The organism is Flavobacterium riviphilum (genome assembly GCF_055231795.1).
Genome location: NZ_JBUYSY010000001.1, coordinates 537,261 through 550,494 on the forward strand (window position 1 = coordinate 537,261; position 13,234 = coordinate 550,494).

The following is a 13,234-nucleotide window of genomic DNA, read 5'->3' on the forward strand; positions in this document are numbered from 1 at the left end:
ATAAACTTGTACTAAATAAATCACTCCTTAGCAAACCTAAAGTTTAATTCAAACTTACTTTTCCTGCATCATTTTCTATTATCTTTGCTTCATGCAATTTTCAACTATTCTAGGGCAACAACACATCAAGCACCATTTACAACAAAGTGCCGATTTCGGCAGAATTCCGCATGCCCAATTGTTTATTGGTCCTGAAGGTTCCGGTGCTTTGCCCATGGCCATAGCGTATGCTCAATACATATTGTGTCAAAATTCCAATGGAGAAAACCATCATGGAAACGAAAGTTGTAATCTAAAATTCCAACAACTCGCCCATCCTGATTTGCATTTTATTTATCCAACGGTTAGCACCGAGGAGGTAAAAAGCAAACCCAAAAGCATAGACTTTATAAAGGAATGGCGTGAATTTGTACTACAAAATCCCTACGGAAGTTTAATGGATTGGTACACTTTCTTGGGCGTTCAAAACAAACAAGGGGAAATTAGAGTAGATGATGCCCAAGAAATCTTAAAATCATTATCCTTAAAATCCTACGAAGGGGGATATAAAATCATGATTGTTTGGATGGCCGATAAGCTCAACACTGCAGCAGCCAATAAGCTTTTGAAACTATTAGAAGAGCCTCCGGAAAAAACACTGTTTCTGTTGATTACCGAAAACGAAGAAGCTATTATTAGCACTATCCTTTCGCGTTGTCAGAAGATTCATTTTAATGGCATTGCTCAAATCGACATACAAGAAGCTTTAATTGCACAGCAGCAATTAAATCCAAATGTCGCACAATCCATTGCACATCAAGCACAAGGAAATTACAATAAAGCATTACATCTTTTGCGTGATGATGCCGATGATTTGTTATTCGAACAGTGGTTTGTGGTTTGGGTAAGGGCTGCATTCAAAGCCAAAGGCAATGCGGCTGTCATTCAAGATTTGATAGATTGGAGTGAACAAATCGCACAATTGGGAAGAGAAAAGCAAAAAAAATTTCTTCACTTTTGTATCGAAATGTTTCGTCAAGCTTTGTTGTTAAATTATCAAGCACAACCACTAGTTTACCTAAGTCCAAAAGTAGAAAAATTCAAACTCGAAAACTTTGCACCATTCATTCATGGCAATAACATACAAGATATCTTCCAGCAATTGTCAGATGCTTTATACCATATAGAAAGAAATGGAAATGCGAAAATAATATTGACCGATTTATCTATTCAACTTACTCGATTAATTCATAAAAAGTAACATAATGAACAATACTGCTTCGCTTTTAATTCTAGTTTTCTTAGCACTAACCTTTATTCAATCTGCTTATGATAAACTTTTTAATTGGAAATCAAATGTAACCTGGCTTAAAGAACATTTTGCCACTACCCCTCTAAAAAACCAAGTACCACTTGCGCTAGCCCATGTACTTATACTTGAATTAATTTCTGGAATTTTATGTTGCGTTGGCAGCATCGAATTACTTCAAACCAACGGAAGAATCTACGGCTATTATGGCGCTGTTTTTTCCTGTATTACACTGTTAATGTTGCTTTTTGGACAACGATTAGCCAAAGATTATGATGGCGCAAGAACCATTGTTATTTATTTTATACCAGCCGTAATAGCAGTATTTTGGCTTAGTTAACCTCCTTTACTATTACATTTTATATGAAAGCTAAATCCCCTTCCGAATCGTTAACTATTTTAACCGATTTAGTACTACCTAGTGAGACCAACCCCCTAAACAATTTGTTTGGAGGCGAGCTATTAGCCCGAATGGATCGCGCTGCAAGTATTGCGGCAAGACGTCACTCCAGAAGAATCGTGGTAACGGCATCTGTAAATCATGTAGCCTTCAATAGAGCTATTCCAATTGGAAGTGTCGTAACGGTTGAAGCTAAAATTTCGAGATCCTTTAAAAGTTCCATGGAAATTTATTTGGATGTTTGGATAGAAGATCGCGAATCTGGCCAACGCAACAAAGCCAACGAAGGTATCTATACATTTGTAGCTGTTGATGACACCGGAAGACCTGTAGAAGTGGCCCCAATTGTTCCCGAAACCGAACTTGAAAAACAACGTTTTGATGCCGCTCTACGACGAAAACAATTGAGCCTTGTCCTTGCAGGAAAAATGAACCCTCATGATGCAACCGAATTAAAAGCGCTTTTCAACTAACTTTATAAACCCTTCACATTTTTGATTTGTAGTAACGCTACAATAAATAAAAAATGTATTTTTACTTCCATAAAAAGATAATTATACGCCTTATAAATCATTTATAAACCAAAAAAATTAAAACATGAGTGCAGACAAAGAAGCCAAATTAAAAGCATTACAACTAACGCTTGACAAATTAGACAAAACCTACGGAAAAGGTACGGTTATGAAAATGGGAGATAAAGCCATTGAAGAAGTAGAAACCATTTCATCGGGTTCTCTAGGAGTGGATTTAGCGTTAGGAGTTAATGGGTATCCAAAAGGAAGAATTATTGAAATTTTTGGACCCGAATCATCTGGTAAAACTACCCTAACGTTGCACGCCATTGCGGAAGCACAAAAAGCTGGAGGTATCGCCGCATTTATAGATGCCGAACATGCCTTTGATAGAAATTATGCTGAAAAACTAGGAGTAGATATAGAAAATCTGATTATTTCACAACCCGATAATGGAGAGCAAGCACTGGAAATCGCCGAAAACCTAATTCGTTCTGGGGCTATAGATATTGTTGTTATCGACTCGGTAGCCGCACTTACTCCAAAAAGTGAAATTGAAGGCGAAATGGGTGACTCCAAAATGGGATTACACGCCCGATTAATGTCTCAAGCTTTACGTAAATTGACTGCTACTATTAGCAAAACCAATTGTACAGTATTCTTCATCAACCAATTGAGAGAAAAAATTGGAGTGATGTTCGGAAATCCAGAAACCACTACAGGGGGTAATGCTTTGAAATTTTACGCCTCGGTACGTTTAGACATTCGTCGTTCTACTCAAATTAAAGATGGCGAAAACGTGTTGGGTAACCGCACTAAAGTAAAAATTGTTAAAAACAAAGTGGCTCCACCGTTTAAAGTTGCTGAATTTGATATCATGTATGGCGAAGGAATTTCTAAAACAGGAGAAATTTTAGACTTAGCTGTTGAATTTGATATCATCAAAAAAGCGGGTTCTTGGTTCAGTTATGGCGACACCAAACTAGGTCAAGGTCGAGATGCGGTTAAAACTTTAATCAAAGACAATCCAGAATTGGCGGATGAATTAGAAATCAAAATCAAAAATCAAATTAAGGAATTGGCTGATTAAACTATCCTTTTCCAAACAACCAAAACTACAAGTTCAATTTTATGAATTTGTAGTTTTTTTGTGTTTTTTTATAAACTGTAATACATCATGTCCGATACACTTCCAAATCATCTTGGAGATAAACCCAGATTCGGCATTAGAAATCTACTACAACTAAATTACCTCACCAGATTAAATTTATTAGCGGAGTTCAGTGAATGAATTTCTTCTTCAAAATTAAGAACTTTTTCACGAGTTTTTTTTTGGGGAGTTCTAGATACGCTTCGCTTGGTTCTCCCATTTTTAAATTCAAAATACAAAAGTATTAGCTCATCGCTTTATATTTATAAGGTATTCACTGAAAGTTGTTTCCTACTTCAAAAACAGTGAGCAAGTCCATTTTTAAAAAATGACACTATTTCGCAATGAAATCTAATGCGGAATCTGGGATAAAGTGTGACAAACTAAATTTGACTTTCTTTAAATAAACCAACTATTTAAATTATTATATACATTTAGTAATTTTTTTTAATATAACGTTGTATTTGTAGTATTTATTCATACTTTTAGGGCAACCAAAATTAAATAATTATGAATAAAACATTACTAAAAAAAATACATTTACTATTGTGTGCTTTTTTTCTATTCCCATTAATGAATGTTTCTGCCCAAGACTGCGTCGTTGGAAATGAATTTGATCGTACGACACCAAAAAAAGATTTGCGAGGGGTATTTGTGGCCTCAGTTTTCAGTTTACATTGGCCCACCAACAAGACTGCTACTCCATCTGTACAACAACAAGAATTGATTACCATATTGGATAATTTAAAAACAAATGGTTACAACACGGTTTTTTTACAAGTAAGATGCGAAGGAGATGCGTTGTATAGCTCTACGATTGTGCCTTGGTCACAATGGCTAACTGGAACCCAAGGTCAAGCGCCCTCACCGCTTTGGGACCCCCTTACTTTTGCAGTAAACGAAGCACACAAAAGAGGCCTAGAACTTCACGCTTGGTTAAACCCCTATCGTCTTCAAACCTCTGCCGTAGCTACGTATCCAAGAGCGGCGAACCATGTAATAAATACCAACTCCAATTGGGTCTTAACTTCTCTCAAAACCGACAATTCTCAAGGTAATATAAAAATACTAGACCCAGGTTTACCAGAAGTAAGAACACATATCACCAAAGTGGTGGAAGAAATTGCCAAAAATTATGACGTCGATGGTATTCATTTTGACGATTATTTTTATTTTGGAGCAGCCTCGGCTACCGTTTTTGGTATGTTAGCAGCACCCAATAATCAAGATGCCGCTACCTATAGCGCTTACAACCCTAACGGATTAACGTTAGAAAATTGGCGAAGAGACAATGTCAACCAAATGATTGCTAGTGTATACGATGCTATACAAAATATCAATAGTAGTTACAAAAAGAACATCATCTTTGGTGTGAGTCCTGCTGGAATTTGGAAATCAGGAACTCCACCAGGTATTAGTGGGAATTCAACTTATGATGCCCTTTTTTGCGATCCTATTGCTTGGTTAAATGCCGGTAAAGTTGATTATCTTGCTCCTCAATTATACTGGAAATTTACTGGAGGACAAGATTATGGCGCTTTATCCAAATGGTGGAATGATCAAACGAAAGCCAAAAACATTCCCTTATTCATTAGTCAGGCCTACTATAAAATGGATGATACAAACAATTGGCCTATAACCGAAATTCAAAACCAAATTAACCACAACCGTACCACAGGAATGGACAATACCTTTGGTCAAGTAGCCTATAGCTATAAAGAAATCAAAGACAACAAAAAAGCATTAAACCAAGCATTAACTACTACCCAATACAAATACAAATCTTTTGTGCCGCCTTTCAAAGGTAAAGATAACATCTGTCCCAATGCGCCTACAAATATTCGTTTAGAAGGTCTTAAGTTAAAATGGGATACTCCTCCTGCAGCCGAAGATGGCGATATTCCTGAAAAATATGTGGTGTATGCTTTTGATAATGCCAATCAAGCGGTATCCAACAAAGAAGATGGTAGTAAAATTATTGATATTGTGGTAGGTAATGAACTCACCTTGACTCAGTCTCAAATTGATACCAAATATTTTGTGGTAACTTCCTTAGACAAAAACAATAACGAGAAAGGTGCATTTGACAAAACATTGGCCACTACACTATTTGACACTACTAATAATGCTCAAATTGTAGTTTTCCCAAATCCTTTTGTTGACAAAATCAATATATCCTTCGACAATGCAATTCAAGGCGAAGCTACACTTCAATTGTTCAACATTAATGGTAAAAAAGTATGGTCACAACCACTTGAAGTACACGACAATCAAACTACTGAAGTACTACTTACAACCCTTTCAAAAGGAGCTTATCTAGGTAAAATTACTTGGTCCAACGGTACAAGTACCTCATTCAAATTGATCAAAAAATAACGGATTGCCCACCGCATTCAAAAAAAGAGACAGGCTAATTCAAATTAGTACTGTCTCTTTTTTTATTACACTTCTTAATTGATAAATCTGAAATTAAATTTAATATTTGAAAGGTTTTTCTTTGTTTTAAAGTCCGTGAGAATCGCGTATTTGAAATCCAAACGTACTGTTGCTCTAAATATCGAAAATATAAAGACTTAAAAATACCATAAATACTATGCCATTGACTGCAATTGATGCAAAATAGCACTATGCACTTGTTCTTTTAGCGCTTTCTTGTCATGTTTGGAAAGATGTTCCGTTGGAATACTTTCATGAAAATACACGCGAAGCAAACCAGGAGCCCCACTAAAAAAAGTATATGAAAATCGTTTTTTATTATCAGGAAAAGTAATAGGGAGTATCGGCAAATGATGATCTAACGCCAAACGAAAAGCTCCATCTCGGAAATCGTCCAAAACGATAGATTCATCATCAGGCACCCCTCCTTCTGGAAAAATGCAAATACTACGCCCCATATCTATCTTTTTTTGAGCTTCTTGAAAAACAGCGTTTCTACTCTTGGCACAAGCCCGATCTACTAAAATACAAGTATGTTTATAGAAAAATCCAAATAATGGAATATTAACCAATTCCTTTTTTCCTACAAATACAAAAGGATTTTTAATAATCGCCAACATCAACATAATGTCGATCATTGAGGTGTGATTGGCTACAATCATATAACTCTTATCAGGATTTATAGTACGAAAACCTGACACCTGATAAGAAAATCCCATACCAAAAAGAATAAACTTGGCCCAAAGTCGTGCCATTTTGAAAAAATAAGGATAGCCCTTTTCAGTAGCTATAGAAAGTACTAAAAATGGAAACATCACTAAAATCGGCAACGCCATAAGAACATAAAACCATATCCTCCAGAGTAACCATAGCAACTTTTGCATTCCATTTTTCATGTTCTTACTCAACTTTATTTTTCAAAATTAGGGTATTAATTTGTAGATAACCAGGGTTTGGGATTTATATAATTTACATTTTGGCACAAGGTGAATTTCAAAATGGTTTTTCCTTCAGCATTGGTACGAATGGTTCCAAGGGATTGTTTCGTAGACACTTTATCACCTTTTCTTACATTAATAGTACTTAAATTTTGGTAGACTGTAAAATAATCGCCGTGCTGAATCATTACTGCTTTATTATTTGCAATAGCAATCACAGAAAACACTTCGCCCGAAAAAACAGCTCTTGCAGTAGCTCCATTATAGGTAGCTATAGATAAACCGCTATTTTGAATGGTTAAGGTTTTATATACCGGATGCGGTTGGGTTCCAAAACCTATAAAAACTGACCCCTTGTCTACTGGCCAAGGCAAACGCCCTTTGTTGGCTTTGAAATTATCAGAAACCAATTGATCCTTTGGTGTGAGTTCCATTTTGGTTGAAGAAACAGCTGTTTTAGGCGCCACCACAACAGCTTTCTCCTTGGTTACATCAGGAGTTTTGACGGTTTTGGTCTCTTTAGCTAAAGCATTGGCCTTTGCTTTTTCGGCTAGTGCTTTTTCTCTAGCTTTTTTCTCCGCTAATGCCTTTTCTCTTAGTGCTTTTTCTTTGGCTGCTCTGGCTAATGCCGCTTTTCTATTGGCTTCAGCAATGGCCAATCGTATTAAACGATCAATTTCTCGATCAACTTTTTTGTATTCGAGTTGTTTTTTCTTGATCTCGGCTATGATTCGTTTTTGATCCTTTTGAAGTTGCTGAACTATTTTTTGTTGTTCTTGTTTTTCAATTTCTAAAGAGACTTTTTCCTTTTCATTTTCGGCAATCAATTGCTCTTTTTTGTTTTTTTGTAGGGTTAATTTCTGGTGATACCCTTGTAGCTGTATCGATTTCTGCTCAATTTCCTGTCCTTGAATTCTTCGATAACTTGCGTATTGTTGCATATATCGAAAGCGTTTATACGCTTGCGTAAAACTATTGGAAGACAAAATAAACAGTAGTCTACTTTCTTGCGACCTACTTTTATAAGACTTAAGAATCATTTCAGCATAATCGGATTTTAACAAATGCAATTCGTTATCCAAATGTTTTATCTTTAACTCATTCACCTGAATCGTATCACTAAGAACATGAGTTTGTTGCTCAGTAGTCTGAATTAAAGCCGCTTTGAGTTGGATTTTCTTATTTTGAATAGCAATGATGTTTGCCGCTGATTTTTCTTTCTTTTTGGCATCCTTTAATTGGATTTCGTTGTTGCGAATTTCCTTTTGCAACTTTGCTTTTTGTATTTCTAATTTTTGTTGTTGATTCTTTTGAGCAAACGCAAAGAAAGTAACGCTAAAAAAAATTAGGGTAAAGAGCGATTTGGGCATGTAGTTCTATTTTTGAACAAAAGTACTCAATTCAGTAATAGCAAAAAAAAAACACTACTTTATCTTTAGAATAATTTAGTGTTTTTTGGATCGCTACAGCATGTTACATATTGTACAACCAATAGGCTGGATTATTATAGGTCGCATTTTGTGAAATGGTAAATTTCAACACTGTTTTCCCATCGCTACCCGTTCTAATTTTACCTAAATTTTGCTTTATTCCAACTTTTTCACCTTTGGAAACGGTTACGGTACTTAAATTTTGATACACGGTAAAACAATCACCATGTTGCACCATTACAGCTTTGTTCACAGGAGAAAGCACCATGATATTAGCTACTTCACCTTCAAAAACAGATCGCGCGTAAGCTCCAGATTCTGTGGTGATTTCCACGCCACTGTTATTAATTTCTAAAGTTGGAAACACAGGGTGAGGTTGTTTTCCGTAACCAAGTGAAACAAAACCTTTTTCTACAGGCCAAGGAAGTTTTCCTTTATTGGCCCTAAAATTGTCCGCAATCAATTTGGTGGCTGGCGTTAAAGCGATTCTAGACGCAGAACCATCTGTGATGTTGGCGCCATTTTTGTCTCGTTCTAAAGCTGCTTTTCGATTGGCTTCGGCAATTGCGGCTCGAATTAATCGATCAATTTGACGGTCTATGGCTTTGGTCTCGGCTTGTTTCTTACGTATAGCCGCCATGATTTTTTTCTTGTCTTTTTTAATAGCATTCACCAAGCGTTCTTGGTTTTTCTTTTCTTTTTCTAAAAGTTGTTTTTCCTTTTCCTTTTCTACTAAAAGCTGGTGTTTTTCTTTCTTTTGAACCGAAAGCTTCTCGTAATAATTTTGTAATTCTTTGGAAGTAGCCAATATGGCTTCGCCTTGCATTTTTCTGAAGCTGCTATACTGCTTCATGTATTGCGCTCTTTTATACGCTTGTAAAAAATTTTGTGAAGACAACAAAAACATGGCTCTACTGGCCTCGGAGCGACTTTTGTAGGATTTCACAATCATACGAGCGTAATCCGATTTCAAGGTATCCAACTCTCTTTTGAGTTTATTGATTTTAACTTGATTGATATACATATTATTGCCCAAGACTTTTTCTTGTTTTTGGGTCATACTGATCAATTTTTGTTGCAATCTGATTTTATTAGCCTGAAGCATCACAAGCGATACGGCCGATTTTTCTTTTTTCCTTACCGATTGCAATTGTTTTTCATTTTCAAGTATTTCTTGTTGAATTTGAGCTTTTCGTTGTTCTAACTTTTCTTGTTGCGATTCTTGCCCCCAACTTTGGAAGAAACAAAAAATCAAAAGCATACTTAGGAAAAATTTTGGCATATCTCGTTAATATTTTAGGACACCTTATTTAATCGTAATTCTCGTATAGCCTTCTGGAACACTGTAAGGAAAGGTTAACGACTCATTGACTGTTATCGTATTATAATTCAGTTTAATTTCTGTATTCCCTTTTGGTTGTGAAGCCACTATTTGCACTTTTGAAGGCATTTTCAAATGGGCATATTGTCCAAAATTGGTATACGCTACTTGAATACTTCTTCCTTGATCTACTTGAGCTATTTCTTGTTTTTGAAGCACATTTTCTAGTACGTTCACAAAAAACGATTTTTGAATGGCTCCAATGGATTTGGCTTCTAATTTGTATTGCTCTTGCGATTCTTGAATTTCTTTATACTCTCCTTTAGACAAATCGTCTATGGCTTGCCCAATCAAGAGATTCTGTACTTTCTCAAAATTCAAATCGGTACCTAACCATTGGCTCAAACCTTTAAAATCGCCTTCAAAATATTGTCCGTTTATTTTTTCGTAATAACTTACGCTTTGGGGAGTAATCAAAGCTTTGGCCATAGTAATGCCTAAAAACCGAACACTCACCAAAATTTGTTCGTCTTTTTTGATTTTGATTTCGGCTGTAACATTTTGCGCCATTTTTTGATCCGCATAATTGGCATTCGATTTTATATACAAAGTAGAAAAATCGTTTTTATTTTGATACAATCGTTCTATGATCGAACTTTTGCTAGTGACTATTTCCGGAGAGATCGAGGCCACGGCACTCTTTTGGGTTTTGCAAGACATCAAGGTGATGAGTATCACAAGTAATCCGTATCGTTTCATTATTTCTTTTCTTTTACTAATTGATTGGCTTTGCTAAAATAGAATTCTTTTTTGTTAAAATCGCCTAATCCTAGATAAGATGCTCCCAACTGTAAATAAAAATTAGCTTCTAACCTTGGATTTTCAATCACAAAATCAATACCTGATTCTAAGGCCTCTTTGGCTTTTTTAAATTGCTGTAATTGATTGTTTCCCAGTCCTAAATAAAAATAAAAATGAGGTTGCGACGGATATTGTTCTACCAAGGATTGTGCCTTTTTTACTAAATTTTCAAATTGTTTTGCTTCGGTGTAGGATTGTAGTAACAAAATTAAATTTTCAATCGATAGCTTGGGGTTGCTTTCAAAGGCTTTATCATAATATTTTACAGCCTTTTCCCATTGTTTTTTGTTAAAATAAAAATGAGCGATTTCTAAAGCCACCGGGATAGTCGCATCGGAAGCCATCACCGTAATGGCTTTTTCTAAATCGGGTTCATATTGAGGGTTTTTGCCGGCATAAATAAGAAATTCATTGAGCACCCGATGTTTTATTTTCGCATCGATTACGTTACTTCCTAAGATAAGATTCATAGATTGTACCGCCTTGTTCCCGTCATTTTTTTCAATATGAAATTTGAACAAACTCACTTGTGCCCAGACTGAAGTGGGAATTTCCTTTTCTAATCGTTGGGCCACTTGAAGCATTTTTTCAACTTCATTGTTTTTGGAATATTGATAAATCAAATCGATATAATTCGATTCTTCTTTAGGAAACTTTTCGATTTGGGTTAACAAATTTTCAATTTCTGTTTTTTGAAATTGCCCTTGGGATAAGATTTGGATTTTATAACGTTCCCTTTCATCCGATTTTCCTACCGTTTCATTCAATTCGTTAATAAGTGCTAAAGCTTTGTCATAGGCTTTGGTTGCCATATACAACGTTACTAAATCCTCTTTAAATTTAGGATCCAAGACCACTAATTTTTGGAGCACGGCAATTCCTCTGGCATAGGCTTTCGTTTCATAGGCCACTTCATACATCCCTACCCAAAACCATTTGTTTTTAGGATCTATCGTACTTGCTTTTTCAAAAGAGGCATACGCACTTTCGTAATTCTTTAAGGCCAAATAGTTTTTGCCCAATTCATAATGAACTGCAGCTTCATAGGGTTGCGATTGCAAACATTTTTCTAAAGCTACTATGGCTTTGTCGTAATTTTCGATACCCTTTTGCAATAAAGCTTCATAAAAGGACTCCTGAAAGGCATTGGTAGCCATAGCAATTTGATCAGGCTCTGTTTGTGCTTGAACCCAAGAAGGAAAGACTAACGATCCCCAAAAAATAACTGCTATGGCACGAATGTTCATTTTTTTTTTATTCTAAAACGGAATAATCTCCTATACTGATACTGGTAAAATTACCATCATAGACCACATGATTCCCAATCATGGCATTGTCTAATGTGGCATTTTTAATATGCGCATGCGTTTGTATTAGACTGTTTTTGATAGTAGAATCGGTAACATGACAACCTTTACCTAGCGAAACATTAGGACCAACAACCGCATTTTGTAACACTACATTGGGACCAATAAAACATGGTGGTACTATAGTACTGTTCACTAACTTGGCTGATGGATCAACTAAATCAACTCCATCGTGTTGCAAGAAACCAAGCATACGCCCGTTGGTTTCTACCGTTACGTTTTTGTTGCCACAATCCATCCATTCGTCAACACTTCCGGTTTTAAATACCTTACCATTGGCCATCATACCTTTGATACCATCATTAATTTGGTATTCACCTCCATTTTGGATGTTGTTATCCAAAACATTTTGTAATTCTTGTTTTAAAATGGCAACGTCCTTGAAATAATAAATTCCAATAACTGCTAAGTCACTCACAAACTCTTTTGGTTTTTCAACCAATTCTACGATTTCATTTTGAGCATTCAATTTCACTACACCATAAGCTTCGGGTTGGTCAACTTGTTTAACCCAAATTACAGCATCAGCTTCTGGATCTAATTCAAAATCGGCACGAATCAACGTATCGGCATAAGCAATAACGGCTGGACCTGACAATGATTCTTTGGCACACATAATGGCGTGCCCAGTACCTAAAGGTAAATCCTGACGATAAATAGAAGCTTTGGCCCCTAAACTCTGGGCTAATTCTTCTAAGCTTGCTACTACATCATCTCCAAAAAAAGCTTCGTCTCCTAAGATAAATGCGATTTCATCTATAGGTTGTTTTAAAATTTTAGCTATATCTTCAACTAATCGATGTACAATGGGTTTACCTGCAACAGGGATTAATGGCTTAGGAACCGTTAGTGAATGTGGTCTTAAACGAGACCCACGTCCCGCCATTGGTACTATTATTTTCATTATATTCTATATTTAAGATTGTAGAATTAAGTATTAAGACAAAACAAAATACTCTTCTGATTATTTTTTACTAGCTTTTGTTCAAACACTGTCTTTGTTGACGGCGAACCGAATACTAAAAGCTGAACACTGTTTACTATTTTACTCCCGTGCTACCAAATCCTCCGGCACCGCGAGCGGTCTCTGATAACTCGTTCACAACTACCCATTCTGCACGCTCATGTTTGGCAATAACTAACTGAGCCACACGCTCTCCGTTTTCAATCACAAAGGTCTCATTGGATAAATTTACTAAAATCACACCAATTTCTCCACGATAATCGGCATCAATTGTTCCAGGAGCATTCAAAACGGTAATTCCGTTTTTGGCAGCCAAACCACTACGAGGTCGCACTTGCGCTTCGTAACCTATAGGTAACTCGATAAACAAGCCTGTTTTTATGATGGCTCTTTCTAAAGGGGCTAAGGTAACGGGTTCGGATAAATTGGCACGCAAATCCATTCCCGCCGATGCTATGGTTTCATAACTTGGTAAGGCGTGCGAAGAAGTATTGATAATATTAATATTCATCTTTTTTAAAACTATAAGTCTTGATTAGTACTTGGCTCTAGCCCTGATGGAAGCGG

General features: G+C 36.1%; 12 protein-coding genes. 5 read left to right on the forward strand and 7 right to left on the reverse strand.

Going from position 1 to position 13,234, the window contains the following annotated elements:
- Positions 1-91: 91 nt before the first annotated feature.
- From ACZIX2_RS02295 to ACZIX2_RS02315, 5 genes are all read left to right on the forward strand, one after another.
- A complete protein-coding gene (locus ACZIX2_RS02295) occupies positions 92-1,240 on the forward strand; it encodes a DNA polymerase III subunit (RefSeq protein ID WP_463338458.1) in 1,149 nt (382 codons plus the stop codon).
- Positions 1,241-1,244: 4 nt separating this feature from the next.
- A complete protein-coding gene (locus tag ACZIX2_RS02300; RefSeq protein WP_463338459.1) occupies positions 1,245-1,628 on the forward strand; it encodes a DoxX family protein in 384 nt (127 codons plus the stop codon).
- A gap of 23 nt (positions 1,629-1,651) precedes the next feature.
- Positions 1,652-2,161, forward strand: coding sequence for an acyl-CoA thioesterase (locus ACZIX2_RS02305; protein ID WP_463338460.1), 510 nt, complete (start codon positions 1,652-1,654; stop codon positions 2,159-2,161).
- Between the two features lie 124 nt (positions 2,162-2,285).
- Entirely contained in the window at positions 2,286-3,290 is a 1,005-nt protein-coding gene (gene recA / locus ACZIX2_RS02310; protein WP_463338461.1) for a recombinase RecA, read from the forward strand.
- Positions 3,291-3,860: 570 nt separating this feature from the next.
- Complete coding sequence (locus tag ACZIX2_RS02315; RefSeq protein WP_463338462.1) at positions 3,861-5,726, forward strand: glycoside hydrolase family 10 protein; 1,866 nt, start codon at positions 3,861-3,863, stop codon at positions 5,724-5,726.
- Between the two features lie 215 nt (positions 5,727-5,941).
- On the opposite strand, the gene ACZIX2_RS02320 is transcribed toward ACZIX2_RS02315, so the two are convergent.
- The 7 genes from ACZIX2_RS02320 to dut all read right to left on the reverse strand — a co-directional run bounded on the left by ACZIX2_RS02320 (position 5,942) and on the right by dut (position 13,178).
- Positions 5,942-6,670, reverse strand: a complete 729-nt coding sequence (locus tag ACZIX2_RS02320; RefSeq protein ID WP_463338463.1) for a lysophospholipid acyltransferase family protein — start codon at positions 6,668-6,670, stop codon at positions 5,942-5,944.
- A 47-nt stretch (positions 6,671-6,717) separates the two neighbouring features.
- The gene (locus ACZIX2_RS02325; protein WP_463338464.1) at positions 6,718-8,094 is read right to left on the reverse strand and encodes a murein hydrolase activator EnvC family protein; all 1,377 of its coding nucleotides are present in this window, start codon (positions 8,092-8,094) and stop codon (positions 6,718-6,720) included.
- A gap of 103 nt (positions 8,095-8,197) precedes the next feature.
- Positions 8,198-9,436 carry a murein hydrolase activator EnvC family protein gene (locus ACZIX2_RS02330; protein ID WP_463338465.1) on the reverse strand — a complete coding sequence of 413 codons (1,239 nt, stop codon included), beginning with the start codon at positions 9,434-9,436 and terminating at the stop codon, positions 8,198-8,200.
- Positions 9,437-9,460: 24 nt separating this feature from the next.
- Positions 9,461-10,234, reverse strand: coding sequence for a lipoprotein insertase outer membrane protein LolB1 (gene lolB1 / locus ACZIX2_RS02335; protein ID WP_463338466.1), 774 nt, complete (start codon positions 10,232-10,234; stop codon positions 9,461-9,463).
- Positions 10,234-11,583, reverse strand: coding sequence for a tetratricopeptide repeat protein (locus ACZIX2_RS02340; RefSeq protein WP_463338467.1), 1,350 nt, complete (start codon positions 11,581-11,583; stop codon positions 10,234-10,236). Before ACZIX2_RS02340 ends, lolB1 begins: the two co-directional genes overlap by 1 nt.
- Positions 11,584-11,590: 7 nt before the next feature.
- Positions 11,591-12,607, reverse strand: coding sequence for a sugar phosphate nucleotidyltransferase (locus tag ACZIX2_RS02345; RefSeq protein WP_463338468.1), 1,017 nt, complete (start codon positions 12,605-12,607; stop codon positions 11,591-11,593).
- A 136-nt stretch (positions 12,608-12,743) separates the two neighbouring features.
- A complete protein-coding gene (gene dut / locus ACZIX2_RS02350) occupies positions 12,744-13,178 on the reverse strand; it encodes a dUTP diphosphatase (RefSeq protein ID WP_463338469.1) in 435 nt (144 codons plus the stop codon).
- Positions 13,179-13,234: the final 56 nt, after the last annotated feature.

Coding starts and splice junctions, on each gene's coding strand:
- recA (WP_463338461.1), top strand. CDS start 2,286: ATGAGTGCAGACAAAGAAGCCAAATTAAAAGCATTACAACTAACGCTT.
- ACZIX2_RS02295 (WP_463338458.1), top strand. CDS start 92: ATGCAATTTTCAACTATTCTAGGGCAACAACACATCAAGCACCATTTA.
- ACZIX2_RS02300 (WP_463338459.1), top strand. CDS start 1,245: ATGAACAATACTGCTTCGCTTTTAATTCTAGTTTTCTTAGCACTAACC.
- dut (WP_463338469.1), bottom strand. CDS start 13,178: ATGAATATTAATATTATCAATACTTCTTCGCACGCCTTACCAAGTTAT.
- ACZIX2_RS02340 (WP_463338467.1), bottom strand. CDS start 11,583: ATGAACATTCGTGCCATAGCAGTTATTTTTTGGGGATCGTTAGTCTTT.
- ACZIX2_RS02305 (WP_463338460.1), top strand. CDS start 1,652: ATGAAAGCTAAATCCCCTTCCGAATCGTTAACTATTTTAACCGATTTA.
- ACZIX2_RS02315 (WP_463338462.1), top strand. CDS start 3,861: ATGAATAAAACATTACTAAAAAAAATACATTTACTATTGTGTGCTTTT.
- ACZIX2_RS02330 (WP_463338465.1), bottom strand. CDS start 9,436: ATGCCAAAATTTTTCCTAAGTATGCTTTTGATTTTTTGTTTCTTCCAA.
- ACZIX2_RS02320 (WP_463338463.1), bottom strand. CDS start 6,670: ATGCAAAAGTTGCTATGGTTACTCTGGAGGATATGGTTTTATGTTCTT.
- ACZIX2_RS02325 (WP_463338464.1), bottom strand. CDS start 8,094: ATGCCCAAATCGCTCTTTACCCTAATTTTTTTTAGCGTTACTTTCTTT.
- lolB1 (WP_463338466.1), bottom strand. CDS start 10,234: ATGAAACGATACGGATTACTTGTGATACTCATCACCTTGATGTCTTGC.
- ACZIX2_RS02345 (WP_463338468.1), bottom strand. CDS start 12,607: ATGAAAATAATAGTACCAATGGCGGGACGTGGGTCTCGTTTAAGACCA.